This is a genomic window from Rhodococcus sp. 077-4, from assembly GCF_047782425.1.
Lineage (GTDB): Bacteria > Actinomycetota > Actinomycetes > Mycobacteriales > Mycobacteriaceae > Rhodococcoides.
The window spans coordinates 1553309-1578272 of the sequence record NZ_JAJPWC010000001.1 but is presented as its reverse complement, the minus strand read 5'-3'; the positions used below and the strand labels follow the sequence as shown (position 1 = coordinate 1578272).

28 protein-coding genes and 4 tRNA genes are annotated in these 24964 nt (G+C 65.0%); 9 read left to right on the top strand and 23 right to left on the bottom strand.

The window, feature by feature from the left end:
• Nucleotide 1: 1 nt before the first annotated feature.
• From ACNEOT_RS07840 to ACNEOT_RS07825, 4 genes are read right to left on the bottom strand one after another with little or no spacing between them, the layout of a single operon-like run.
• The gene (locus ACNEOT_RS07840) at nucleotides 2–1156 is read right to left on the bottom strand and encodes a hypothetical protein (RefSeq protein ID WP_415973322.1); all 1155 of its coding nucleotides are present in this window, start codon (nucleotides 1154–1156) and stop codon (nucleotides 2–4) included.
• Nucleotides 1153–1908 (bottom strand): phosphatidylserine decarboxylase, encoded by a 756-nt coding sequence (locus ACNEOT_RS07835; protein ID WP_415973321.1) that lies wholly within the window; start codon nucleotides 1906–1908, stop codon nucleotides 1153–1155. The genes ACNEOT_RS07840 and ACNEOT_RS07835 overlap by 4 nt, the downstream gene beginning before the upstream one ends.
• Nucleotides 1908–2105, bottom strand: coding sequence for a hypothetical protein (locus tag ACNEOT_RS07830; RefSeq protein ID WP_027498233.1), 198 nt, complete (start codon nucleotides 2103–2105; stop codon nucleotides 1908–1910). Before ACNEOT_RS07830 ends, ACNEOT_RS07835 begins: the two co-directional genes overlap by 1 nt.
• A 1-nt stretch (nucleotide 2106) precedes the next feature.
• Complete coding sequence (locus tag ACNEOT_RS07825; protein ID WP_415973320.1) at nucleotides 2107–3345, bottom strand: SDR family oxidoreductase; 1239 nt, start codon at nucleotides 3343–3345, stop codon at nucleotides 2107–2109.
• 237 nt (nucleotides 3346–3582) lie between these two features.
• Here ACNEOT_RS07825 and ACNEOT_RS07820 point away from each other — a divergent pair, with 237 nt between their 5' ends.
• Entirely contained in the window at nucleotides 3583–5529 is a 1947-nt protein-coding gene (locus ACNEOT_RS07820; protein ID WP_415973319.1) for a CocE/NonD family hydrolase, read from the top strand.
• A gap of 9 nt (nucleotides 5530–5538) precedes the next feature.
• Complete coding sequence (locus tag ACNEOT_RS07815) at nucleotides 5539–6450, top strand: alpha/beta fold hydrolase (protein WP_415973318.1); 912 nt, start codon at nucleotides 5539–5541, stop codon at nucleotides 6448–6450.
• 68 nt (nucleotides 6451–6518) lie between these two features.
• Here the strand turns inward: ACNEOT_RS07815 and rplA are convergent, their stop codons facing one another.
• From rplA to ACNEOT_RS07760, 11 genes are all read right to left on the bottom strand, one after another.
• Nucleotides 6519–7238: a 50S ribosomal protein L1 gene (rplA, locus tag ACNEOT_RS07810; protein WP_415973317.1), complete on the bottom strand. Its 720-nt coding sequence runs from the start codon at nucleotides 7236–7238 to the stop codon at nucleotides 6519–6521.
• An 89-nt stretch (nucleotides 7239–7327) separates the two neighbouring features.
• On the bottom strand, nucleotides 7328–7762 hold the full coding sequence (gene rplK, locus ACNEOT_RS07805) for a 50S ribosomal protein L11 (protein WP_008713829.1): 435 nt from the start codon (nucleotides 7760–7762) through the stop codon (nucleotides 7328–7330).
• Between the two features lie 64 nt (nucleotides 7763–7826).
• A complete protein-coding gene (gene nusG, locus ACNEOT_RS07800; protein WP_415973316.1) occupies nucleotides 7827–8651 on the bottom strand; it encodes a transcription termination/antitermination protein NusG in 825 nt (274 codons plus the stop codon).
• Nucleotides 8652–8716: 65 nt separating this feature from the next.
• Entirely contained in the window at nucleotides 8717–9184 is a 468-nt protein-coding gene (gene secE / locus ACNEOT_RS07795; protein WP_415973315.1) for a preprotein translocase subunit SecE, read from the bottom strand.
• A 30-nt stretch (nucleotides 9185–9214) separates the two neighbouring features.
• A tRNA-Trp gene (locus ACNEOT_RS07790) sits at nucleotides 9215–9287 on the bottom strand.
• 188 nt (nucleotides 9288–9475) lie between these two features.
• A complete protein-coding gene (hadB, locus tag ACNEOT_RS07785; protein WP_415973314.1) occupies nucleotides 9476–9901 on the bottom strand; it encodes a (3R)-hydroxyacyl-ACP dehydratase subunit HadB in 426 nt (141 codons plus the stop codon).
• The gene (gene hadA, locus ACNEOT_RS07780) at nucleotides 9888–10400 is read right to left on the bottom strand and encodes a (3R)-hydroxyacyl-ACP dehydratase subunit HadA (RefSeq protein ID WP_415973696.1); all 513 of its coding nucleotides are present in this window, start codon (nucleotides 10398–10400) and stop codon (nucleotides 9888–9890) included. The genes hadB and hadA overlap by 14 nt, the downstream gene beginning before the upstream one ends.
• 141 nt (nucleotides 10401–10541) lie before the next feature.
• Nucleotides 10542–10709 (bottom strand): 50S ribosomal protein L33, encoded by a 168-nt coding sequence (gene rpmG, locus ACNEOT_RS07775; RefSeq protein ID WP_027498281.1) that lies wholly within the window; start codon nucleotides 10707–10709, stop codon nucleotides 10542–10544.
• A gap of 81 nt (nucleotides 10710–10790) precedes the next feature.
• Nucleotides 10791–10863, bottom strand: a tRNA-Met gene (locus ACNEOT_RS07770).
• A 62-nt stretch (nucleotides 10864–10925) separates the two neighbouring features.
• Nucleotides 10926–10998, bottom strand: a tRNA-Thr gene (locus tag ACNEOT_RS07765).
• Between the two features lie 182 nt (nucleotides 10999–11180).
• A tRNA-Tyr gene (locus ACNEOT_RS07760) sits at nucleotides 11181–11263 on the bottom strand.
• A 176-nt stretch (nucleotides 11264–11439) separates the two neighbouring features.
• Between ACNEOT_RS07760 and ACNEOT_RS07755 the strand changes: the two genes are divergently transcribed.
• Complete coding sequence (locus tag ACNEOT_RS07755; protein ID WP_415973313.1) at nucleotides 11440–11940, top strand: YajQ family cyclic di-GMP-binding protein; 501 nt, start codon at nucleotides 11440–11442, stop codon at nucleotides 11938–11940.
• Between the two features lie 71 nt (nucleotides 11941–12011).
• On the opposite strand, the gene htpX is transcribed toward ACNEOT_RS07755, so the two are convergent.
• Nucleotides 12012–12881, bottom strand: coding sequence for a zinc metalloprotease HtpX (gene htpX, locus ACNEOT_RS07750; protein WP_415973312.1), 870 nt, complete (start codon nucleotides 12879–12881; stop codon nucleotides 12012–12014).
• Between the two features lie 74 nt (nucleotides 12882–12955).
• Complete coding sequence (locus ACNEOT_RS07745; RefSeq protein WP_415973311.1) at nucleotides 12956–13975, bottom strand: polyprenyl synthetase family protein; 1020 nt, start codon at nucleotides 13973–13975, stop codon at nucleotides 12956–12958.
• Nucleotides 13976–14215: 240 nt separating this feature from the next.
• Between ACNEOT_RS07745 and ACNEOT_RS07740 the strand changes: the two genes are divergently transcribed.
• Nucleotides 14216–15463, top strand: a complete 1248-nt coding sequence (locus ACNEOT_RS07740) for a geranylgeranyl reductase family protein (RefSeq protein ID WP_415973310.1) — start codon at nucleotides 14216–14218, stop codon at nucleotides 15461–15463.
• A gap of 1 nt (nucleotide 15464) precedes the next feature.
• Here the strand turns inward: ACNEOT_RS07740 and ACNEOT_RS07735 are convergent, their stop codons facing one another.
• The 4 genes from ACNEOT_RS07735 to ACNEOT_RS07720 form a co-directional block, all read right to left on the bottom strand.
• Nucleotides 15465–16160, bottom strand: coding sequence for a demethylmenaquinone methyltransferase (locus ACNEOT_RS07735; RefSeq protein WP_415973309.1), 696 nt, complete (start codon nucleotides 16158–16160; stop codon nucleotides 15465–15467).
• A 48-nt stretch (nucleotides 16161–16208) separates the two neighbouring features.
• Nucleotides 16209–17348: a glycosyltransferase family 4 protein gene (locus ACNEOT_RS07730; RefSeq protein ID WP_415973308.1), complete on the bottom strand. Its 1140-nt coding sequence runs from the start codon at nucleotides 17346–17348 to the stop codon at nucleotides 16209–16211.
• 63 nt (nucleotides 17349–17411) lie between these two features.
• Complete coding sequence (locus ACNEOT_RS07725) at nucleotides 17412–17837, bottom strand: glutaredoxin domain-containing protein (protein ID WP_415973307.1); 426 nt, start codon at nucleotides 17835–17837, stop codon at nucleotides 17412–17414.
• Nucleotides 17830–18288 (bottom strand): DUF3592 domain-containing protein, encoded by a 459-nt coding sequence (locus tag ACNEOT_RS07720; protein WP_415973306.1) that lies wholly within the window; start codon nucleotides 18286–18288, stop codon nucleotides 17830–17832. The genes ACNEOT_RS07725 and ACNEOT_RS07720 overlap by 8 nt, the downstream gene beginning before the upstream one ends.
• Nucleotides 18289–18343: 55 nt before the next feature.
• On the opposite strand from ACNEOT_RS07720, the gene ACNEOT_RS07715 reads away from it, so the two are divergent.
• Complete coding sequence (locus ACNEOT_RS07715; RefSeq protein WP_415973305.1) at nucleotides 18344–18847, top strand: DUF2505 domain-containing protein; 504 nt, start codon at nucleotides 18344–18346, stop codon at nucleotides 18845–18847.
• Nucleotides 18848–18860: 13 nt separating this feature from the next.
• Here ACNEOT_RS07715 and menD read toward each other — a convergent pair whose 3' ends face one another.
• Entirely contained in the window at nucleotides 18861–20471 is a 1611-nt protein-coding gene (menD, locus tag ACNEOT_RS07710) for a 2-succinyl-5-enolpyruvyl-6-hydroxy-3-cyclohexene-1-carboxylic-acid synthase (RefSeq protein ID WP_415973304.1), read from the bottom strand.
• Between the two features lie 62 nt (nucleotides 20472–20533).
• On the opposite strand from menD, the gene ACNEOT_RS07705 reads away from it, so the two are divergent.
• The 4 genes from ACNEOT_RS07705 to ACNEOT_RS07690 are packed head-to-tail and all read left to right on the top strand — an operon-like array spanning nucleotide 20534 to nucleotide 24440.
• Nucleotides 20534–21121 (top strand): flavin reductase family protein, encoded by a 588-nt coding sequence (locus ACNEOT_RS07705; RefSeq protein WP_415973303.1) that lies wholly within the window; start codon nucleotides 20534–20536, stop codon nucleotides 21119–21121.
• Entirely contained in the window at nucleotides 21118–22173 is a 1056-nt protein-coding gene (locus ACNEOT_RS07700; protein ID WP_415973302.1) for an AbrB family transcriptional regulator, read from the top strand. The genes ACNEOT_RS07705 and ACNEOT_RS07700 overlap by 4 nt, the downstream gene beginning before the upstream one ends.
• A 16-nt stretch (nucleotides 22174–22189) precedes the next feature.
• The gene (locus ACNEOT_RS07695; protein ID WP_415973301.1) at nucleotides 22190–23023 is read left to right on the top strand and encodes a siderophore-interacting protein; all 834 of its coding nucleotides are present in this window, start codon (nucleotides 22190–22192) and stop codon (nucleotides 23021–23023) included.
• A 22-nt stretch (nucleotides 23024–23045) separates the two neighbouring features.
• Nucleotides 23046–24440, top strand: coding sequence for a DUF2252 domain-containing protein (locus tag ACNEOT_RS07690; RefSeq protein ID WP_415973300.1), 1395 nt, complete (start codon nucleotides 23046–23048; stop codon nucleotides 24438–24440).
• Nucleotides 24441–24482: 42 nt separating this feature from the next.
• On the opposite strand, the gene ACNEOT_RS07685 is transcribed toward ACNEOT_RS07690, so the two are convergent.
• Nucleotides 24483–24926, bottom strand: a complete 444-nt coding sequence (locus tag ACNEOT_RS07685) for a DUF6918 family protein (protein ID WP_222093810.1) — start codon at nucleotides 24924–24926, stop codon at nucleotides 24483–24485.
• Between the last annotated feature and the right edge of the window lie 38 nt (nucleotides 24927–24964).

Below are 24964 nucleotides of genomic sequence, written 5' to 3'. Positions count from 1 at the left end.
TCTAGGTCAACTCCCGACTGAAGATTCGGTAGGTGCGATGCGGGGCCATTTTCGTCCGCGACAGCACCGAGCCCTTCATCCACGGACTGTCGTCGAGCACGGGAGCCGCCTCGACGCGAGTGAACCCGAGATCTCGCATGCGCACCGACATCTCCATGATGAGCAGCGAGGACACCGCCCGATCAGGGCAATCGGGATCGACGAACAGCATGTCCACCCGCACACCGTCGATGATCTCCGTGCGCCCCGGACGCTTGACGTGCCACAGCGTCACCAGGTCTCGCGCCAAGCGCCACTTCAGGTGCGATGCCTTCGCGGCGGCCTGGTTGACGTCCGGGATTCCCATCAGGAAGCCGACGGGCTTGCCGTCGAGTTCGGCCAGCAGGGTCAGCCGGCGGTCGAGGACCGGGAGCATCATCTTCAGCAACTCGAACAGCTCCGTGTAGGACAGCGGTGAGTAGCCCCAGAAGTTCACGAAGGTCTTGTTGTAGAGGTCCCGCACGATGCGTGCGTCGCGGCGCAGCGTCCGGTACTTCATCGACCGGAACGTCACCTCCGACCGTGCCTTGATCTTCTCGAAGATCTGCATGTGCCGCGCGTATTTGGGGTCGTTGTAGATGATGCACGGGTCGTCGAAGAGGTAACTGTAGAAGTCCTTGACCGCCATCAGGCCCCACTTCTCGAAGTGGGCCGCGTAGTAGAGCGGATTGTGCGGCATCCCCACCAAGGGCAGCGCAGGAGTCTCGTCGACGACGATGCCCGCGCTGTAGAACATCGACGGACCGAACGGCCCGGATATCGTGGCGAGCTCGCGCGCCGAAAGCCACTGCGCCGCAGCGTCGAGCAACGCCTGCGCGACATCGTGGTCGTCGACGGCCTCGTAGAAGCCGAAGAATCCGATCGACTCCCCCGTGTACTCGGTGAACGACAGATCGTGGATGGCCACGACGCGACCGACGGCAATTCCGTTCTCGCGCGCAAGGAATGCCTTCGTGATGCGGGTGGCGGCGACCGCGGGCGGCGGCGCGATGAGTACTCGACGCAGGTCCATGGACTCGTCGGGCAAGCGGTACGGATCGCCCTGGTAGACCAAGTCCGAGACGGCCTCGAACTCGCGCCAGCCGGCCTTGCCGTCGACCTCTTCGATCGTGATCATCGTTCCTCTTCGCTGTCGTCGACTGCCGTCGACGGGGATCTGTCCACGGGGATCGGCGAACGGGCCACCGTCGATTCCCCGGCGAACACGTAATTTCCTGGCCGGACGGTGATCTCGTCGACGAGTGCGTCGGGCACGAAAACATCGCACTGCGAACCGAACCGGATCATCCCGTACTGCTCGCCGCGTTCGACGGTGTCACCGACCGCGACGTGCGCGACGATGCGGTCGACCCAGAGATCTGCTATCTGCGTCACCGTCACCACTGCACCGGAGTCGTGCTCGATGGAAATGGTGAGCCGCTCGTTGGTGAGCAGGTAGTCGCACCCTTCGTCGTAGGGAGTGCGCCGGGTCAACAGATTCGCGCCGACCCTGGCCATCGACTTGTTGAACGGTGCCGCGGACCGGTGGCGACGCATACCGACGGTGCCCGAGACCGGAATTCGATTGCGGTGCACCGAGTATTCGGACATGTAGATCCCGATGAGATATCCGCTGTCGGACGATGCGACGCCCGCGATCTCGTCGAGAACGATCGTGCGGCCCTTCTTGACGGCGAACGCGGTGCTGCCCGCCTCGACCCGTTTGACGTACGTGACGAACCCGTCTGCAGGCGCGAGCACCGCCCTAGGATCGGCCGGAGGTTCGCGATGCGGATCGCGAAAGAAGAACCGGGTTCGCCAGTACAGGAACAGCGCGAACGGCGCTGCCAGTACCGCGCCGAGGCCCAGTACCCATCGAACCCAGGGCATCAGCTGTGCCGCTGTTCGTCGACGCTCTCGGACCAGGTCACGAAGGCGTCGGCCGCCCAGTTCCGCACAGGGCCGGGCAGCAGCCCGATCAGCCCGCACACCACGTAGAAACCGAGCGAGAGAACGCCGTTGGTGACCTCGCGGCCGATCGGTACGTCCCGCAGACGCACCGAGGTGGGCTCGAATCCGTCCGCCACGTCAGTTGACAGCGGCGGGCGTGAGCGTCTTGAGCTGTGCCTTGTCGAAGTAGAGCTCGAAGAGCCGGCGATGATCGCACCAAGAGGTGTCGTGTTCGACGGGCAGGATCGCCTCGGGCTTGTGCACCAGACGCATCAGCTGATCGATGTTGTCGGCCAGCATCGTCTGGGCGAATCGAGGCGAGATGCGCGCGCTGACACGCTCCTTGAATTCTTCCCAACTCACCAGGTCGAGTCCGAGGAGTTCGGCGTAGAGATCGTGGCCGTAACCGGTGGGGTTGCTCGGCAGCATCCGCGTCAACGGATGAGTGCGCAGTGCATTGCTCGCCATGACGTCGCACATCACGTCCACCGGAACGTAATTCATGCCGGGTCCGTCCCAGATGGCACCGGCAGCGATGGCCAGTTCGATGATGCGCCAGAAGCTGTAGACCCGTCCCGGGTCACGCCCGAGTTCGGTGCTGCCGAGGATGTACGGAGCCTCGCACAGGGTGACGGAGTAGGTATCCGTCATCGACAGCCACCCGAGCAGCGTTGCGTTGACCCACTTCATCTGCGCGTACCCGGAGTACCACCACGAATCGGGGCGGCGGAAGTCCTCGGGCTTCTGATAGAGGTGCGCCCCGATACTGCCCACGTAGGTCAGGTGCTTACGGGTGGAGGTGATGCTGAATTCGAGGATGCGCAGCACACTGACGAACCAGTCGTCGCGCAGCTCTGCGTAGCTCTCGGTGTAGTCGGTGGAGCTGGCGCAGTTGAAGATCTGCCCCACTCCGGCAGCCAGGTCGTAGTAGGCGGCCTTCTCGAGACCGAACCTGAACTTCGTGGGAGTGCCCTCGACGATGCGGATCTTGTCTGCATCCACCTCGATCTCGTACAGGTCGAACGTACGCTGCAGGCGCTCGAGCGCCGATTCCTCCTCGGTGGGACGAACCATGGCGTACACGACCTCGACCGCGGAATCGCGGGTGAGCCGGCCGATCAGGTGAGCACCGAGGAAGCCGTTGGCCCCGAACACCAGCGCGGTGTCGGTGCGTGGTGGTGCCATTCCCGCTACCCGGCGACGGGTTTCCTCGTCGATGAACGGACGCAGCGCCGTCGGATCGCCGTTGCTCAAGGCGACGACGTCGGCGTACTTTCCGCTGAACCGAAGCCCCGGGCATTCGTTGGTGATCAGTGCATCTGCGTGCGGCCAGATCGGACGCAACGATCCGTCTCCGAACAGTGCTTCTACGTGCATTCGCGCTCCCCTGCAACGGTCGGTGTCCCACATCACTGGGACGGGCAGACGTTAGCAATGACGGGGGCCCAGAACCCGGGGACGGCGAAAGTCTGGTAACCCCCACAAGGGGCGCTCAACCGACGTTGAGAGTGTTCCCAATCCATGTCGTCCGATCGACCGACAGATTCCGTCCGATCAGGGGTGATTTCCGTTCCGCAGGACAAGCGAGGCCTTTCGGCGGTCTAATCGCTTTCCATGACAGCAGTACAGCCACACCCCCTCCTGCAACCCGTCCGCGATCCCAGCGGCGGCGACGCAGCAGCCGCCTGGGCCGCGATCGTCCGTGAGCAACCGCGCTTTCCGCGAGTGTCCGTCTCGGCGAACGTACGCATCCCGATGAGCGACGGAACAGCACTGCGCGCATACGTCTTTCGCCCCGCGGACGCGTCGGGACGGGCGGTGGAGGGCACGTTTCCCACCGTCCTGAACCTCACGCCGTACAACAAGCTGCTGATCAAGGGCATCGACACCGTCCTCGAGACCCCGGTGCTCGGCCGCGCCATCCGAGCGCTGTCGTCCGCATTCGATCTGACCGGAACCAGATTCGACGGCATCACCGAGATCACCCGAGTGGTCGCGGGCGGCGCGGCCGATCTGCTCTCGGTCAACCGCCACCTCGTGCGCAGCGGGTACGTGCAGATGATCGTCGACGTCCGCGGGACCGGCAGCTCCTCCGGCACCTGGGACGTGTTGGGCACACGCGAACAACTCGACTCACTCGAGGTGATCGAGTGGGCCCGACGCCGGCCGTGGTGCAACGGCAGAATCGGGATGGCCGGAATCTCGTACTCCGCAATCAATGCGCTGCAGGCCGCCGCCAAACAACCGGAGGGACTCGACGCGATCTTCGCAGTCGAGGGCTCGGTGGACATCGTGCGCGAAATTTTCGCCACCGGAGGTGCCACCTCGGCGTTCATTCCGCTGTGGCTCGCCGCCGTCAACGGCCTCAAATGGGCACCCGCGGTCGGCGGGATCGACACGTTCGCCTGGCTCCGCGACCGCGCTCGATCCCCGGCCACGAACCTGTTCGATCTCGCCAAAGGCTTTGTCACAGGCAGTGATCCGCGAATCTACGACAACGAGTACTACGACACCATCGATGCCGTCATCGAGAACATCGCCGCGCCGACATTTCTGTACGGCTGCTGGCACGACATCTTCGGCGGCTCCGCACCCGACATCTACAATCGGCTTGCCCTCGAACGCGGGTTCAAGCAGCTACTGGTCGGCGACGGCTACCACGCCAACCCCGGAATCGGGTTCGGAGAGCCGGGATTTCCGCCACGCCTCGACGTCCTGGAGAGAGCGTGGTTCGACAAGTGGCTCCGCGACGTGGACAACGGCATCGAGAACTTCGGCCCGGTGACTCTGCGTCAGCAGGGCGGCAATTGGACTGCGCACGGGCGCTTTCCGGCCCCCCAGGCGCAGCCCCGACGGCTGTACCTCTCGGCCGCGGCGTCGGAAACCGCGCCCCATGCCGTCGCCGACGGCAGTCTCGACGCCGAACCCACAGCCTCGACCGACGTTCTGACGGTGCGGCCTTCGCTGCGAGCCGTCGTATCTCGCGACACCACACAGGTTCTCGCTGGCGTGACGGCAGTACTCGGTGGCGGCTTCACCTACGACAATCGTTTCGCCGAGGGTGCCGCGATCACCTTCACCACCGGGCCGGCACGATCGGACACCGTGTTGTCCGGCCCGACGAATCTGCATCTGCGCGTGGTGTGCCATGCGCCGGAAGCGCTGTGGGCCATCATGATCTGCGACGTCGACCCGAGTGGACGATCGACCGTGCTGAGCAACGGGGCACTGCTGGCTTCGCGACGGGCCGTCGACGACGAGCGTTCGCTGTTCGCACCGAACGGCGATTACACCCGGCCGTACCACCCGCTCACCGAGGCAGCCCTGCTTCCGGTACCGGTCGGCGAACCCATCACGCTCGACATCGACATCCTCACCACCGAGGCCGTCATCGCATCGGGACACCGCCTTCGCGTCAGCGTATTCGCCAGCGACGCACCGCGGTTCATCCCGATTCTGCCGGATCTGGTGCGTACCCGACTGCGCAGACAGGACATCGCCCTCGACCCGCAGCACCCCAGTTATCTGGTGGTTCCGGTACTCGGTGAGCCGGGCTGGTAGGAACGAGGCATGAGAATCGAAACAGGTGTCGCGCCGACGAACTCCGTCGAGATCGCGTACGAGGACATGGGATCGGTCGACGATCCCGCGGTGCTGCTCATCATGGGCCTGTCCGCGCAATTGACGTTGTGGCCCATGGATTTCTGCACCCGCCTCGTCGATGCCGGCTACCGAGTGATCCGCATCGACAATCGCGATATCGGATTGTCGACCAAGATGACCGGGCAGAAAGTGCGCGGCTCACAGATCCTTCGGCTGATCCGCCACGAGTTCGGTATGTCCTCGGACGTTCCGTACACGATCGTCGACATGGCGGCCGACGCCGTCGGTGTCCTCGACCATCTCGACATCGACTCGGTGCACGTCGTCGGTGCCTCGATGGGCGGCATGATCACTCAGGTCTTCGCCGGTAGCTACCCGGAACGAACCGACTCGGTCGGCATCCTCTTCTCGAGCACCAACGAGCCGTTCCTGCCGCCGCCCGATCCACGCGCGCTGCTGCCGCTGATCGGCGGAGTGGGTAAGGACGCGACCAAGGACGAGATCATCGCGCACTCGGCGAAAACTCTCGCCACCATCGGCTCCCCCGGATACCGCACCCCACTCGAGGAACAGCTCGAAATCGCACAGGTGATGTACGAGCGGAACTACAACCCCTCCGGCGTCATCCGGCAGATGGCTGCCATCACCGGCACCGGAAGTCTGCGGCCCTACGCGAAGAAGATCACCGCGCCCACCACCGTCATCCACGGCACGGCCGACAAACTGGTACGGCCCGCGTGCGGCAAGGCCATCGCCCGCGCTGTCCCCGACGCCGAGCTGACGCTGATCGACGGCATGGCTCACGACCTGCCCGCCGCATTGCTCGACCGCATCAGCGGCATCATCCTCGCGAACTTCGCTCGCGCCCGGGCCGCATAGAACACCGTTCAACGACGAAGGCCGGCACCGATGTATCGGTGCCGGCCTTCGCGGGTGTACTGAACTGATTACGCGTTCGCGTCGTCCTCGAGGAGGTTGCGCGTACGGTTCGGATCGACCTGGACGCCGGGTCCGGTGGTGGTCGAGACGGTGACCTTCTTGACGTAACGGCCCTTTGCCGACGACGGCTTCGCGCGCAGGATCTCGTCGAGCGCTGCGCCGTAGTTCTCCACCAGCTTGGTCTCGTCGAACGAGGCCTTGCCGATGACGAAGTGCAGGTTGGACTGCTTGTCGACGCGGAAGTTGATCTTGCCGCCCTTGATGTCGTTGACGGCCTTGGTCACATCGTTGGTGACCGTGCCCGTCTTCGGGTTCGGCATCAGGCCACGCGGTCCGAGGACGCGGGCGATGCGGCCGACCTTGGCCATCTGATCGGGGGTGGCGATCGCGGCGTCGAAGTCCAGGAATCCGCCCTGGATGCGCTCGATCAGATCTTCTGCACCGACGACGTCGGCTCCTGCTGCCTCGGCCTCTGCAGCCTTCTCACCAGCGGCGAAAACAATAACCCGAGCGGTCTTGCCGGTGCCGTGGGGAAGGTTGACGGTGCCGCGCACCATCTGGTCGGCCTTGCGGGGGTCGACGCCGAGTCGCACTGCGACCTCGACGGTGGGGTCGAACTTGCTCGACGCGGTCTCCTTGGCCAGCTTCGCGGCTTCGAGAGGCGAGTAGAGGTTGTCCTGGTCGATCTTTGCGGCCTGCTCGAGGTAGGCCTTGCTGCGCTTTGCCATGTCTTACTGTCCTTCGTTCGAGTTCAGTGTGGTTGACGAGCCTGGCCGGCTCTCCCACGTGTACTTCGGGTACTGCTGAGGGCTGGAAATCAGCCTTCGACGGTGATGCCCATCGAGCGAGCAGTGCCGGCGATGATCTTCGCGGCCTGATCGATGTCGTTGGCGTTGAGGTCTTCCTGCTTGGTCTTGGCGATCTCGCGCACCTGATCCATGGTCACCTTGGCGACCTTGGTCTTGTGCGGCTCGCCGGAGCCCTTTGCCACGCCTGCAGCCTTGAGCAGCAGCTTGGCAGCGGGAGGAGTCTTGAGCTTGAAGTCGAACGTGCGGTCTTCGTAGACCGAGATCTCGACGGGCACGACGTTGCCGCGCTGCGACTCGGTCGCGGCGTTGTACGCCTTGCAGAACTCCATGATGTTGACGCCGTGCTGGCCCAGCGCGGGGCCGACGGGCGGTGCCGGGTTGGCGGCTCCGGCCTGGATCTGAAGCTTGATGATCCCGGCTAGCTTCTTCTTCTTCGGGGGCATTTCTTTTCCTTGTATTCGCTCGGGTTTCTTGCGGTTGCTACTGCAAGTCTGTGCGCGCGGCTTGTCAGATCTTGGAGACCTGCGTGAAGCCGAGCTCGACCGGGGTTTCGCGGCCGAAGATCGATACCAGCACCTTGAGCTTCTGCTGCTCTGCGTTGACCTCGCTGATGCTGGCGGGGAGGGTGGCGAACGGACCGTCCATGACGGTGACCGACTCGCCGACCTCGAAGTCGACCTCGATGGTCGGCTTCGACGTGGTGTCGCCGCCCTGGTCGGCTGCGCCTGCGGCCGCTTTCGCGTCCTTCTTGGCACCTTCCTGCGGCATGAGGAACTTGACGACCTCGTTGATGGTCAACGGTGACGGACGCGAGGTCGCGCCGACGAAACCGGTGACGCCGGGGGTGTTACGCACTGCTCCCCAGGACTCGTCGTTGAGTTCCATGCGGACGAGGATGTAACCGGGCAGAACCTTGCGGTTGACCTGCTTGCGCTGGCCGTTCTTGATCTCGGTGACCTCTTCGGTGGGAACTTCCACCTGGAAGATGTAGTCGCCGACGTCGAGGTTCTGCACGCGGGTCTCGAGGTTGGCCTTGACCTTGTTCTCGTAACCGGCGTACGAGTGGATGACGTACCAGTCACCGGGAGCGCGGCGCAGAGCCGCCTTCATCTCGGCGACAGGGTCCTCGGGCTCGGCGGTGACATCTGCATCGGCTGTGACGTCGGCGTCGGCTGGTGCCTCCTCGCCGGCGGCAGCAGCGACGTCGGCCTTGATGGCTTCGTCGGTCTCGCGGTCCTGAGCGGCCTGCTCCGCTTCGAGGCCCTGCTTGGTCGCCTCGACATCGGCGTCGAATGCGGCCACTTCGGTGGCGTCGTTGTGCGGCGTGCTCACGTCAGCACCCTTTCTCTAGTTTCCTGCTCGGTTCGATCGTCGAAAAGTCACGCAGCTGCGATCGGTCAGCCGAACAGCCAGCCCACGCCCTTGATGAACAGCAGATCTAGGCCACTGATGAACGCGACCATGAACGCCAGGAAGACGAGCACGACGGTGGTGTAGGTGACCATCTGCTTCTTGTTCGGCCAGATGACCTTGCGGAGCTCGGCGACTACCTCGCGGAAGAACTGCAGCAAGCGCAGGAACACGTTCGGTCGCTTGTCTGTCTTGACCTTGCCCGAACGGGCTTTGCCGGGCGCGGTCTTCGTGGACGCGGCAGGGGCCTTCGACATCGACACACCTGCAGCGCCGCTGCGAGACCTACCGGTCGATCGCTTGCCGGTGGGCACCACGGCGGCCGCGGAGGTATCACCGGCGTCGGTATCAGCATCGGAGAGACGGCCCTCGGAGCCTGGTACGACGTTGTCTGCATCCGAAGAGTTCTCGAACTCCTCCGATCGACCGTCGCGCTTACCGCGCTCCTCGCTCACGTCGTTCCTCTCAGTTGCTGACACCTTGGGCAGGGGCGACAGGACTTGAACCTGCAACCTACGGTTTTGGAGACCGTTGCTCTACCAATTGAGCTACGCCCCTTCGGCCGAAACTTCTCGGCCGCTCTGGTGTCCATTCGGCACGTGCCACGGCCCACGTGACCTCAGGAAGAGGACGCGGGCAGCGCAGAGCGCCGAATTACCCCAGAAATCTCAGTGTACTGCACACCCTTCGGAACAGATAAATCCCGTCGTCCCGACCGTGAACAACCTCGACCGGATCGACCATGCTCAGGCCAAGCGCACCGTTGCGGTGGCTCGCCCGAAAATCTTCTTGCCCTCGAACTTCGCGATGATGGCGACGATCGCAGTGCGCTTCTCGGCGTCCATCGACTTGATCTTGCCGGTGAACTCCACCGATGCCGCGGCGTCCGCCGGGACGTACACCGAACTGGTGAAGCGCACGTTGTATTCGGTGACCGAACCCGGGTCGCCGAGCCAGGACGTGACGAAACCGGCTCCGAGGCCCATCGTCAGCATGCCGTGCGCGATCACGTTGTCCAGTCCGGCCAGCTCGACTACCTCGTCGCTCCAGTGGATGGGGTTGGGGTCGCCGGACACGCCCGCGTAGTTCACCAGGTCGCCGCGGGTCAGTGCCACGATGCGCTCGGGGAGCTCGTCGCCGACGGACACGTCGTCGAAGTTACGAAGCGCCATGCATGATCACTTCCTTGACCGCGTGCGCGATGTTCTCGTCGACCTCGCCACCGGTACGGGCCACGATGGTCGTCCACGTGGTCTGGACGACGTCGCCGTTCTGATCGGTGACGATGTTCTTGGTGGTCATGATGTCGCTGCCGCTCATCTGCCGGAACGACTCGAGGTGCACGTCGCAGATCAGCCGATCGCCGACCTGGATCGGACGATGGAATTCCAGTCGCTGATCGGTCTGCAGGATCTGACTCGGGTCGTACCCGGTGATGACCTCTTTGAACATCCGCGTCTGCGCGATGATGCCGACCAACGAAATGAAGGTCAAGGGAGCGAGAAGACCGTCGTAGCCGAGGCCCTTCGCTGCGTCCTCGTCGTGGTGCGCGGGATGGAAATCCTGGACTGCGCGCGCATACTCGCGAACCTTCTCGCGGCCGACCTCATAGAAGTCGTCGACGCGATAATGAAAACCGACCATGGAGGCCGCGTGAGCGGACACATCCATGGCCGGGATATCTTGTGGAGCCTGTGACACGGTGAAGACAACCTTTTCTACCCTGGACGCAAGAGCCGTTAGGGGAGGAAACGTGTCCTAACGCCGGGCGCCGACTGGTGATCGGAACTGCGAACCAGCGAGCCGAGCGGACTAGCGAGATTCGCGGTGAGCCCGATGCGTGCCGCAGTTGGAGCAGAACTTCTTCAGCTCGATGCGGTCGGGATCGTTCCGACGGTTCTTCTTGGTGATGTAGTTGCGGTGCTTGCAAACCTCGCAGGCCAAGGTGATCTTGGGCCGCACATCGGTGGAGGAGGCCACTGGACGCCTACTTTCGGGTAAATCTGATCAGGGTCAATCAGGACTGTTCATGGGTGCTACGGGTTGTGCTTGCCTACTGTGTAGCGGTGACCGGACTTGAACCGGCGACGCAACGATTATGAGTCGTTTGCTCTACCAACTGAGCTACACCGCCTCAGGTGCTCACCGCCCACCATCCCACGAGTGGAACGCGACGTCGAGCCATCCAATCCAGCGAGCCCCCTAACGGAATCGAACCGTTGACCTTTTCCTTACCATGGAAACGCTCTACCGACTGAGCTAAGGGGGCGAGTGGCTGCGGAACAGTCGTTCCGCAGGCTCCACTCCAGCACGCATGTTGCCGTGCGCTGAAGCCTTCAAGAGGTTACACATTCCGAGCGCCCAGTACCAAATTGCGTGGTCAGCGGGCCGTCCATGTACCTCTTCACATGGAAACCCCAGCGAGAGAAAACCTCGCCGGGGTTCCAGGTGTGGCAGATGTAGGATTCGAACCTACGTAGGCATAAGCCGACGGATTTACAGTCCGCTCCCATTGGCCGCTCGGGCAATCTGCCGTGATGCGATCGAAGCCCGTACTGCTCTTCGGCGCGGTGAGAAGAATACAACGAACGTCCCCCCGGAACGCAAACCGGGTGGATACGGTCGGTAGCGGGCCGATAAAGTCCCTGCGGGATGTGCACCGACACCATCGCCCGATCAAAATTTTCGATTCGACTGGAGAGTGTGAGAAGTGGCTGATTCGTCCTTCGACGTAGTGAGCAAAGTCGACCGACAGGAAGTGGACAACGCTGTCGGACAGGCCGCGAAGGAGCTGGCAACCCGCTTCGACTTCCGTGGATCCGACACCAGCATCGAATGGTCCGGCAGCGGCGAGGCCGAGACCATCGTCATCACCTCGGAATCCGAGGAGAAGGTCAAGGCTGCGCTGGACGTGTTCAAGGAAAAGCTGATTCGACGTGACGTCTCGCTGAAGGCTTTCGAGGCCAACGAGCCGGCTGCCTCCGGCAAGGTCTACAAGGTCACCGGCAAGCTCGTACAGGGCATCACCACCGAGAACGCCAAGAAGATCTCGAAGAAGATCCGAGACGACGGCCCCAAGGGCGTCAAGGCTCAGATCCAGGGTGACGAACTTCGCGTCAGCAGCAAGAAGCGCGACGATCTGCAGGCCATCCAGCAGTTGCTCAGGAACGAGGACTTCGGCATCGCGCTACAGTTCGTCAACTACCGATAGAGCAGCTCCGCTGCACGTGAGCGGAACTTCGTAGCAGGGGTCGAGGTTTCGCTCACATGCGGCGCAGCCGCTCAATACGGCCGATGGCCCGCCATCTGCTCGAGTCGCTCGATGCGGTCGGCCATCGGCGGGTGGGTAGCGAAGAGCTGACCCGCCTTGTCGCCGATGCGGAACGGATTGGCGATCATCAGATGCGATTCGGCTGCCAATCGCGGCTCGGGCGGCAGCGGTGCCAGCTGCACTCCCCGCTCCAGTTTGCGGAGCGCCGACGCGAGCGCCAGCGGATCGCCGGTCAGCTCGGCTCCCGACTGGTCCGCCTGATACTCACGCGAACGAGAGACGGCAAGCCGGACCAGGGTGGCGGCAATGGGCCCCAGCATCGACACCAGCAGCAACGCGAGCGGGTTCGCTCCCCCGTTGCCGCGTCCACCGAAGACGTTCGCGAAGAAGGCCAGGTTGGCCAGGCCCGAGATGACGGCGGCCATCGCCCCGGCCACCGACGAGATCAGGATGTCCCGGTTGTAGACGTGCGAGAGTTCGTGACCGAGCACCGCGCGTAGTTCGCGCTCGTCGAGGATGCGCAGGATGCCCTCGGTGCAGCACACCGCCGCGTTACGCGGGTTGCGTCCGGTGGCGAACGCGTTGGGGTTGTTGGTCGGACTGACGTACAGCGCAGGCATCGGCTGATGAGCCGCGGTCGCCAACTCCCGCACGATCCGGTACATCGCCGGCTGTTCCAGCTCGCTGACCGCCGCCGCGTGCATCGAACGCAACGCCATCTTCGCGCTGTTGAAATAGGCGTATCCGTTGACGCCGACGGCCAGCACGATCGACCCGATCAGAATCATCGAGTTGCCGAACAACGAACCGATGAAGACGATGAGCGCCGACATCCCGACCAGCAGGCCGAACGTCTTCACTCCGTTCGCGTAACCGTTCATCTCTGGGTGCCTCCTCGTACCGGGTTCTCCTACCCGATCAACGAACACACCCCGATCTGCGGTTCCCCTGGTCGTCAGCCCACCCGTTCGACGGTGTAATTCACCAGTCGGCCGAGTGCGTCGTTGGCCGGCCCCTGCGGCAACAGTGCGAGTTCTGCGTGTGCCCGAGCGGCGTATTCGCCGAGCGTCTTCTTCGCCGAGACCATTCCGGGTGAACGCTGGAGTAGCTCGAGGGCCTCGGTGACCAGCGCGTCGTCGGTGACGGGCCCGGCGAGGATCTGACGCAGTCGATCGCCGTCTGCACCCTCCTCGCGCAGCGCGAAGAGCACCGGCAGGGTGTGCACGCCCTCACGCAGGTCGGTGCCGGGAGTCTTGCCGGACTGCTCGGTGGCCGACGAGATGTCGATGATGTCGTCGGAGATCTGGAAGGCGGTGCCGACGGCGTCGCCGAGGCGCTCGAGGCGTCCCACGTGCTCGGCGTCGCCGCCGCTGAACGTTCCGCCGAAGCGTCCACAGGAGGCGATCAGCGAACCGGTCTTCTCCCATACGACCTTGAGATAGTGCGCCACGGGATCGTCGGTGCTCTTGGCCCCGATGGTTTCGCGCATCTGCCCGGTGACGAGCTCGGCGAACGTCTCGGCGATGATCCGGACGGCGTCCGGCCCGAGAGTGGACACCAGACGAGACGCGTGTGCGAACAGGTAGTCCCCCGCGAGGATCGCCACACTGTTGCCCCAGCGTGAGTTCGCGCTCTCGGCACCGCGACGCATGGACGCCTCGTCCATGACGTCGTCGTGATAGAGCGTCGCCAGATGAACCAGTTCGACGACCGTGGCGGCGGTGACGATCGCCGGATCGGTCGGTGACGGTCCCAGTTGGCCGGTGAGCACCGTGAACAGGGGCCGGAACCGCTTTCCGCCGGCCTTGGCGAGGTGCAGCGCGGCCTCGGTCAGGAACTCTTCACCGTCGGAGAGCTCACTGATCATCAGTTCTTCGACGCGTGCGAGGCCGTCGGCGACGGATCGCGCGAGCTCGGGGTCACCCAGGTCGACTCCGGCAACGACCGTTGCTACGGCAGCGTCGTCTGTACTCACGATGTTGGTCCCTGTCCTGTCGTCGACGTGCCGGTGGCAGCGGCTTGCGCGCCGCTACTCGCCTTCTACCGTAGTGAACCTAGCGTGCACACCGGTGGGACGGTGTCACCGACCACAGGTGACGCTTCCCTCACCGAGGTTGCCGGACGTGACGTCCGGGGTCGTGGCCGGAAGGGGCCGAGCGCGGCGACCGGAGGCCCTCGAAGCGCCGCTGCGCCCCGCGTCGGGATACTGGAACGCGTGACTTCTTCTCAGCCCGCCCCACCCGCGTCGACCGACGTTCTGGTCGTGGGCGCGGGCCCCGCAGGATCGTCCGCTGCGGCGTGGGCCGCGCGCTCCGGCCGCGACGTCGTGCTGGCCGACGCGGCAGTCTTTCCCCGAGACAAGACGTGTGGCGACGGGTTGACGCCACGTGCCGTCGCCGAACTCGATCAGTTGGGCCTCGGCGAGTGGGTGCGTGGCAAAGCGCGCAATCGAGGACTGCGACTGAGCGGATTCGGGCAGGAGCTGCAGCTCGAGTGGCCGAGCAAGTCGCTGCCGACCGTCGGAAGTGCAGTTCCCCGAACCGAATTGGACAACAGGATCCGCGTCGCCGCCGTCGAATCCGGGGCCGTGATGGCCGAGGGAGCCAAGGCTGTTGCCGTCACCCGTGACGGCAATTCCGTCCGCTCGGTGACGTTGCAGACCGCCACCGGGACACACGAGATACTCTGTCGCACACTGATCGTCGCCGACGGTGTTCGCTCCACCCTGGGCAAGCAACTGGGGCGGCAATGGCATCGAGACACCGCGTTCGGCGTCGCTGCTCGCGCGTACATCACCTCTGGCCGCAGCGATGACGAGTGGATCAGCTCGCACCTCGAATTGCGTGACGCCGCAGGCATACTCCAGCCCGGTTACGGCTGGGTCTTTCCGCTGAACGACGGGAACATCAATATCGGAGTGGGCACACTGGCCACGGCCAGGCGGCCGGCACCCGGAGCCCTGCGTCCGTTACTCGACCTCTACACCGAGCAGCGGCGTCCTGAATGGGCGTTGACAGGCGAACTGCGGTCGGTGGCGTCTGCGCTTCTACCGATGGGCGGCGCGGTCTCGGGAATCGCCGGCCCCAACTGGGCCATCATCGGCGACGCCGCCGCCTGCGTGAACCCACTCAACGGCGAGGGCATCGACTACGGACTCGAAGGCGGCCGCATGGTGGTCGACCTGCTCGATCACCCCGACCTCACCGACGCCTGGCCCGGCCTGCTCCGCGAGCACTACGGCCAGGCCTTCTCCATTGCTCGACGCCTCGCCGGGCTGCTGACCGTGCCGAGGTTCCTACCGGCAGCGGGACCGGTGGGTATGCGCTCGCGGGCACTGATGAAAGTCGCCGTCCGCTGCATGGGCAACCTCATCACCGACGCGGACAGCGACCTCGTCGCCCGCAGCTGGCGGGCGTCGGGAACCGGGTCCCTCAAAATCGATTCCCGGCCGCCCTTTTCGTGAGTCAGGGGCGAATCGCCTTGTGCAGAGCGACGATTCCGCCAGTGAGGTTGCGCCACTGCACGTCGGTCCAGCCGGCGTCGGCGATGCGCTGCGCAAGTTGTTCCTGCGTCGGCCAGGCTCGGATGGACTCGGCGAGGTAGACGTACGCGTCGGGGTTACTGCTCACGGCGCGAGCGACTTTCGGCAGCGCCTTCATCAGGTACTCCATGTACACGGTGCGAAACGGGCCGAACACCGGGGTGGAGAATTCCGAGACGACGAGCCTGCCGCCGGGCTTGGTGACGCGGGCGATCTCGCGCAGGCCGGCGTCGAAGTCGGACACGTTGCGAAGGCCGAAGGAAATGGTGGCTGCGTCGAAACTCGCGTCGGCGTAGGGCAGTGCCATCGCGTCGCCCGCGACCATCGGAACTCCGCGCCGAAGACCGGCCTGCAGCATTCCCTTGGAGAAGTCGGTGGCCACGCACCAGGCTCCGCTTCGGCCGAGTTCGACGGTCGAGACGCCGGTGCCTGCGGCGAGATCGAGTACCCGCTCGCCGGGCTTCAGATCGAGGGCGCGTCGGGTCAGTTTGCGCCAGTTCCGGTCCTGCCCGAACGACAGAACCGTATTGGTGATGTCGTAGCGACGGGCGACGCCATCGAACATCGACGCCACCTCGTGGGGCTCTTTTTCCAGGGTTGCGCGTGATGTCTGGGCCACGGGATCCAGACTACTCAGGAGCGGAGCCTGCGGAGCGACCAGAAGACGCTACGCAATCTTCTGCACCCGCGGCGCTGTGATGCCTTGCACGTCGTAGTAGTGCGAGATCAGCTCGTCGCAGATGGCAGGCCAGGTGCGGTGCAGGACCGATTTGCGGGCGGCGTCGCCGAAGCGTGCGCGGGTGGTGGGCTCGGCGAGTGCTCCGACCGCACTCGGCAGCAGTTCGCTGAATTTGTCGACCGGTAGCAGGTAACCGTTGCGGCAGTGCGAGACCAGGTCGCGTGGTCCACCGGCGTCGGGCCCGATGACGGGGACACCACTGGCCAGAGCTTCTTGGACCGCCTGGCAGAAGGTTTCGTGTTCGCCGGGGTGGACGAAGATGTCGAAGCTGGCGTAGGCCCGAGCGAGTTCACCGCCGCCGAGTTGTCCGGTGAAGATCGCGCCCGGCATCAGTGCCTGCAGTGCGGCGGTGTCCGGTCCGCCGCCGACGATCACCAGCTGGATCGACGGGTCGGCGGCCAGCACCGCGAGCCGCTCGACATGCTTCTCCGGGGCCAGCCTGCCGACGAAACCGACGATCAGCTTCTCGCCCGCTCCCCACTGACTTCTGAGCGTCTGGGACTTGGCCGAGGGCGCAAACCGCACGGCGTCCACTCCCCTGGCCCACCGGTGCACGCGCGGGATGCCGTGTAGTTCCAACGCGTCGACGGCCGAGGTGGACGGTGCCAGAGTGCGGGCTGCACCGCGATGCAGTCTCCTGGTCCAGCGCCACGCGGCCTTCGAGGTGAGGCCGAGACCGTAACTGGCGGCGAAACCCGCGACGTCGGTCTGATAGACGGCGACCGCGGGCACATCCAATCGGTTGGCCGCGGCCAAACCGCCCGCTCCGAGCAGGAACGGCGACGCAAGATGCACGACGTCGGGAGCGAAGGCCCGCATCGCCGAGACCATGCCGAGGCCCGGCACACCCACGGGCAGCGAACTCACCTTGGGGACCATGAGCGACGGCACGCGATGCACGGGCACGCCGTCGTGCCACGTCGCTGCTTTCGGGCCGGACGGATTGTCGGGGGCGATGACGATGGCGTCGTGCCCCGTCTTCTCGAGGTGTTCGAGGACACGGATCACCGAGTGGGTGACGCCGTTCATGTTGGGTAAGAACGATTCCGCAACGATGGCTACTCGCACGATCCTCAGTGTGGGCGGCCCCGCAGTCGACCAGGTATGGACAACGTTACGTGTGGGCCAACGTCACACGAATTGCTCGATGACCCACGACGGACTCGGGTTGGTGCGGTGTTCGGAGCCCACGAACACCGTCGGAACCGTTTCGTTGCCGTCGTTGACCGACCGGATTCGCGCAGCCGCAGCAGCATCCTCGCGAATGTTCGTCCACACTGCCTTCTTCCCGCGCATCAGTAGGGCCACCCGCAGCCGCAGGCAGAAGATGCATCCGGGACGCCAGTAGACGAGGGGAACGGACCGTTCTGCGGCGAGAACGCGCGACGCGTCGTCGGAGACCGAACGCGGATAGAGCACCGGCGTCGTCAGAACGAGAAGAAACACCACGACGAGCACCATCACGACGACCGATGACGCGATGTTGCCGAAGTTCACCAACGCGAACCCGGCCACCGCGCCGAGTGCAGCGATCACCCATTGCCTGGCGTTACGCATTCACAGCCTCCTTGCGACGCAACCAGTACAGGGCCGGTCCGGCAATCAGCCAGGTGACGACGATGACCGATCCCGCGGGAACGACGGCCACCGTGGCATCTCGGCCGGCGACACGGACCAGCAGGTCGTTGTCGTCTTCGTCTCCGTCGGAGTCCGCCTTGTAGTACTCGACCTCGATGCGCTGACCCACGACGAGATTGGTGGGGTACAGCACGCCGAGCCTGGGGTTGTGGGTCACGCCGTCGGGGGTGATGAAACTGACCGCCGAACGCAGTTTGCCCGCCGAGAGCACCTCGGCCGTCGCGATGCCCTTGTCCGAGTCGATGGTGACGTCGTTTCGCCACGCCGCGACCACCAGAAGCACGGCCAGAACCGAGACCGCAGTGGCGAACACGAACAAGACAAGCCGGGTTCTGTGCAACGTTCGGCTGCCCCTGTCGTTATCGGTCACAGCGATCAGATTACTTCGCGTCCGATGTGACTCGGCTCGGGTAGCGTCTGCACTCATGTCGCGCAGCTTCGAGTTCACCGTCGAATCCTCCAATCCCCCCGCGCAAGTGCATGCAGCGCTCACCAGTGAGGATCAGTGGGAGGCCCGCTTCGCCAAGGCGAAGAAGACGGACGGGTACGAGCTGACCAAGCACGCCGACGGCGGTCTGACCGTCGACATCTCCGAAGAAGTCGGCACGTCCGAGCTCCCCGGTTTCGTCACGAAGGTCATCAAGGGCAAGCTGATCGTCTCGCGTACCGACCACTGGGGGCCACTCGAGGGCGACCGCGCCGAGGGAACGCTGATCGGCGGCACCACCGGTCTGCCCGCGAAGGTGAAGGGCACACTGTCGCTTCGACCCGACGGCACCGGCGCGAAGCTGATCGTCAAAGGCGAATCGACGGTGAAGATCCCCCTCGTCGGCGGCAAGATCGAAGACCTGATCAACAAGATGATCAAGGACATGATCGATCAGGAAACCGAACAGACCCTCGAATGGGTTGCTGCGCAACAGAACTAGCGCCCCACCACGACTACAGCCGCGCCCGGATTGCCGCGTGCAGATCACGCAGTCCCGATCGCTCTGTGGTCACTTCCAGCACTCTGATTCCCGTTGCGTGCCCGGTGAGTTCGGTTGCCAGATCGGCCAAGTCGACCAACCGATGTTCGACGCGATAGGCCCCGCACAGCGCTCCGAGATCCATTCCGTGCGGCGTACCGAACACTCGCTCGAACACGCCCGCATACTGCGGGTCGCCCTGTTCGAGGAGCTCGAAAATGCCTCCACCGTCGTCATTGGCGACGACGATCGTCAGGTCGTCGGGACGCGGTTCTCCGGTGCCGATGAGCATGCCCGCCGCGTCGTGCAAGAAGGTCAGGTCGCCGAGAAGCGCTATGGTGCGGCGCTTTCCGGCCATCGCGGCACCGATGGCCGTCGAGACGGTGCCATCGATGCCGGCCACGCCGCGGTTGGAGAGGACTTTCACGCCGGGGATCGGAGTCGACACGAGGGCCGCGTCGCGCACGGGGTTGGACGCGCCGAGCACCAGTTGATCTCCGGGCCTAAGGGCGGACATCACGGCCTCGGCCACATGCAGACCCGTCGGCTTGGGGTGCTCTCGAAGTTGTTCGCGCACTGCCTGTTCGGCGCGCTGCGACAGTGATGCGCACCGTGCGATCCAGGCCTCGTCGGGCGTACCGGTGGTGACCGCTCTGGTTCCGGTGGCCAGTACGTTTCCCGAGACGTCCGGCCAGCGCGGTCCGGTGGTGAGTGCGATGACGTCGACCGCAGGGTCGGCCAGTAACGCCGAGACCTGACGGTGCAGTGTCGGGCGTCCGGTGATGACGGCTTGACGGGGTTTGAGTTGCGCAAGAGCCAAGGGATGCAACGGAATTCCGTGCAACGGTGCGGTCGGCTCGGCCACGGTCGGTAGACCCGCCAGCTCGGGGCGCACCGCACCCCCGTGGCCGGAGACGACCACGGTGTCGACCGTCAGATCCAAGTCCACCGGGACATCGAGTGTCGCCTGGGTGGTCGAGGTCCACGGCCGTCCGCCCGGCCGACCCTCCGGACGTGACCCCGGATCGCCGATCGCAGGAACAAGGGGCTCACGCAACGGAATGTCGAAGTGCACCGGCCCGGCGTTGCCGGATCGGGCACCGCGTGCAGCAGCGATGACGCGCGAGACCGCGCTGCGCCACTGACTGTTCTGCTTGGGCCCTTCTTCGGCGAGCCCGAGGCTGATCGTAGCGCGGACCTGAGATCCGAACAGACCGAGCTGTTCGATGGTCTGATTCGCACCCGTCCCGAGCATCTCGTACGGGCGATTGGCGCTGATGACGATCAGCGGAATGCGGGCGTAGTTCGCCTCCAGCACGGCGGGGCCCAAATTGGCCACCGCAGTTCCCGACGTCATCACCACCGGGACGGGCTGACCACTGCCCAGACTCAGGCCGATCGCCAGAAATCCGGCGGTCCGCTCGTCGATGCGCATGTGCAGGCGCAGCCGCCCGGCCACGTCGGCCTCCTGCAACGCGAACGCAAGCGGGGCATTGCGCGAGCCGGGGCACAGCACGACGTCTTCGATCCCGCTGCGCGCCAGTTCGTCGACGACAGCGGTGGCCTGAGCGGTGGACGGGTTCACAGATTCCAGAGTGTCAGACGCATCGGTCGGCCGCCGCAACCGGGCTTTGACAGTATGAAGGTGTGCGTACAGTCTTCCGACCCGACGAGGTCGCTCCCGGTCGCTTCTACAAGCTCCTGACCGCCTCGGTGGTACCGCGGCCCATCGCGTGGATCTCCACTGTCTCGGCCGACGGTGTGGCGAACCTCGCGCCCTACAGCTTCTTCACCGTCTCGTCGACGGAACCACCGGTGGTGCAGTTCACCTCGGTGACCCGCAAGGACAGCCTCCGCAACATCGAGGCCACCGGCGAGTTCGTCGTGAATCTGGCGACGGCGCCGTTGGTCGATCAGGTCAACAGCAGCTCGGCCGGATTCGACCACGACGTCAGCGAGTTCGAGGCCCTCGGGATCGAGAGCGAGCCCAGCGCCGTCGTGCGGCCGCCTCGCGTGGCGGCTGCTCCGATCGCCATCGAAGCCACACTGCACCGCGTCGTGGAAGTGGGTAACTGCTTCGTCGTCATGGGCACCGTTCTCGCCCTGTCGGTGCGTCCGGAGTTCCTGGCCGAGGACGGGCTGCCCGAGTTCGAGGCCATCGCCCCGCTGAGCCGCCTCGGCCGTTCCGAGTGGGGACTGCCGCCCGAGGTTCGTGAGATCGAGCGGCCTTCTTGATTCGCTGGTTGCTGCTGATCGTCGTCACCGTCGCACTGACGGTCGGCGCGGACGATCTGGGCGTTCCGTCCGCAGCGCTGTTCGTTGCACTCTTGGTAGCGATGATCTTCGCGCTCGCCGGCTGGGCTCCGACCACGGGCACCGAGCGCGCTCCGCTGCCACGCCGGCTCGGCATGGCCGCGCAGGCGATATTGGGTGTCGAGATCGGGACGTTGGTGCAGCGCGACACCATCGGCTCGCTCGGCGATGCCTGGCTGCCGGTGCTGCTGGCATGCGTCGGGACGCTGGTGTTGTCCATCGCCGCCGGTGCGCTGCTCGGGCTGCGCAAGGACATCGATTCGCTGACGGGCTCGCTGGCTCTCGTCGCAGGCGGCGCATCGGGCCTGGTGGCGATAACCCAGGAACTCGGCGGCGACGAACGCGTCGTGGCGGTGGTGCAGTATCTGCGGGTGGTGCTCGTGACCACCACCCTGCCGCTGGTGGCGACGCTCGTATTCGACGCCCGACCCGGACAGTCCTCGGTCAGCGCCGACGTGCACGAGGCGCTCTACATCGACCTCGCATTCGTCCTGATCTGCGGTGTCGTCGGCGTGGTGCTGGGGCGCCTGATCCGGCTGCCCGCCCCCGCCCTGCTCGGCCCGCTGATCTTGGCCACGCTCGCCGATGTACTCGGGGTGACGTTCGACGCGTCCGTGCCGACGCTGTTGCTGTGGGCGGCGTACATCGTGATCGGGTGGCAGGCCGGCCTCAGATTCACCGTCGCGAGCTTGAAATCCATCTCCCGCGTGCTGCCGTCTGCACTGCTGCTCATCATCGCCGTCACGGTGTGCTGCGCGATGCTCGGATTGTGGTTGGCGTCGGAGACCGGGACGAGCGGATACGAGGGCTACCTCGCCACCACTCCGGGCGGGGTCTACGCCGTCTTGGCCATAGCGGCATCGACCGGTGCGAATGTGACATTCGTCGTGGCCGCCCAGGTCATCCGGGTCTTCATGATGCTGTTCGCGGTGCCGGTGGGTGCAAAGGTGGTACAACACTTCCGGTCCAAGTAAGGCTACCCTTCGCTGCATGAGCAAATATCTCAAACCCGAGCACGCGGCGTTCTACCGCCTGCAGGTTCTCTCAGCAGAACGGATCAGCCCCGGTTTCGTCAGGATCACGTTGGGGGGCGAGTCGCTGTCGAGCTTCCGATACATGGGCTACGACCACTGGTTCCGACTCTTCCTGCCCCAACCCGGCCAGAGCGAGCCACGCGTACCCACCGCCACCTCGATGCTCTGGTACGCGCAGTATCTGACGTTCTCGAAAGACACCAAGCCGGTGGTGCGCAACTACACCGTCCGCGACTTCCGCCCCGCGGGCTCGGGCCTGCACGGCGAGGGCACGGAGATGGACGTGGACTTCGTGGTGCACGGTGCCGAACACGGCGGCCACGCAGGGCCGGCGTCGTCGTGGGCCGTTCGAGCCGCGCCCGGGGACCACGTGGCGATTTTCGACGAAGGACGCATCTACAACCCGAACACGGAAGCCTCGTGGCAGCTGCTCGTCGGCGACGAGAGTGCGGCCCCGGCCGTTCTCGGCATTCTGCGGTCGGCACCGGAGGACAGTCGAGTCAGAGCCTTCATCGAGGTCCCCACCGAAGCCGACATTCAGAAGCAGGACGTGCCGCCCGGCGTCGAACTGACCTGGATCGTGCGCCCCAACCTGCAGGCCAAGCCGGGCGACGCAGCACTGGCCGCGGTGCAGAAAGCCGAACTGCCGGAGGGCGAACCATTCGTCTACGTCGCAGGCGAACAAGGGCTGGCCACGGGGCTGCGTCGTTACCTGGTGAACGAGCGTTCCGTGCCCAAGTCGCAGATCTGCTTCACCGGATACTGGAAGTTCGGTAAGGCCGCCCCGTAGCACTGGATTAGTGTCATCTCACATGCCCGGCTCCGGAAAAGGTCACACCGTCGTCACCGACTCGGTAGAGGTCGACAGCGCGTCGTACGCCTCGCTGCGGGCTCGGCCTCTCCCCCGTGCCGAGCGCTACGAACTGGGTCGACGACTGCGCGACAAGGTTCCGCTCGCCTCGCTCGGCGACTGGACGCCGCCGCCGGATCGCCCGGACCCGGTCAAGCAGATCGAGCACTCCCACGAAGGCCGCATCGAATGGCTGATTCCGACGCGCCTCGAGCGGATGGCCGAGTCCCCGTACGGATTTCTGCGCGGCACGGCCATCGTCATGGCCAGGGACGTCGCGATGCTGCCGTCGACCGGCATCAACCCGGTGATCAGCGGCGACGCCCACCTGGGCAACTTCGGGTTCTATGCCTCTCCCGAGCGCGATCTCGTCATCGACCTCAACGATTTCGACGAGGCACACCCGGGGGCCTGGGAGTGGGATCTACGACGCCTCGCCGCCAGCATCTGGGTGGCCGGGCGGCAGAACGGCCGCAGCGAGGATCAGTGCCGCGACGCCGTCACCGCATGTGTGTCCGCGTACCGCATCGAGGTGGCCAGGCTGGCCGACGAGCCGCTGCTGTCGCGTTCGTTCCAACGTCTGACGGCCGAGAAACTGCGCGACGCCACCGAGGGGTCGCTGCGCAAGGAAATCAAACGCGCGACCAAGAAGGCGCGTCGACGCACCAGCGACCGCGTCTTGCCGCGCTTCACCGAAAAGCACGAGGGCAAGCGCAGAATCGTCGAGGAGCCGCCGATCACCACACGCATCTCGGCCGAGGACGAGGAACTTCTCGCCGTCGGATTGGACGAGTACCTGCACACGCTCACCCCGCACTGGCGTCGAGTGCTCGGGGGATACACGCTGATCGATGTGGCCCATCGTGTCGTCGGCGTCGGAAGCGTCGGGCTTCGCGCGTACGTGGCTCTGCTCGAGGGAACCAGCGAGGACGACGTGGTGTTCCTGCAGCTCAAGCAGGCCAGACGGTCGGTGCTCGCGCCCTACGTACACGGCGAATCTGCCTGGCACGATCATCAGGGGCAACGCGTCGTCGAATATCAGCAGGATCTGCAGACCGTCAGCGATCCACTGCTGGGCTGGACGACCATCGCCGGACGGCAGTACTACGTGCGGCAGTTCCGCAACATGAAGGGGACCATCGATCTGGCGTCGATCGACGCACCCGCACTGGTCGACTACGCACGGGTGGTGGGGCGCCTACTGGCCAAGGGACACGCGCGCACCAGTGGCGCGTCGATGATCTCGGGCTACACCGGCGATTCCGACGCCCTCGAGGTGGCGCTGTGCCGTTTCGCGCGGCTGTACGCGGATCAGACCGAGGCCGATTGGGAGTGCCTGCGGCAGTGGCGTGGTTAGGTGCTGCAGGGGGCACCTAACCACGCCACTGCGCGGAGCGCACTAGGCGTGCTTGGCGACCAGATCACCCACGCGCGGCAGCGCCTCGGTGACGTTCTTCTTCGCCGAGCCACGCAGGCTGCCGTAGAACTTCTTGACGACGGACTTGTCGGTTTCCTCGATGCGTGCATCGGTCACCGAGAGCAGCGCGTCGGACGCCGCGTCGCCGTTGGCAGCGAGGTACTCACCGAACGTGCCCTGCGGGGCAGCGTTGTAGGACTGCCAGAACGGGTCGAGCTTGTCGACGAAATCGGGCCACAGGGCCGAGACCGCGCTGTCGATGTACGACGGCCCGACCTTCTTCACTGCGCCGTATCCGCCCTTGACCGCAAGACCACTCGCGCCCTTCTTGTCCGCAACCTCGGCGTCGATCAGTGCCAGAACATCGACGCGCAGCGCGTCGGCCTTCGACTCGTCGAGCAGCGAATCTTTCAGTGCAGCAACCACTTCGAACTTCCTCCCAGATGTCAGCGGCCCCACGCGGA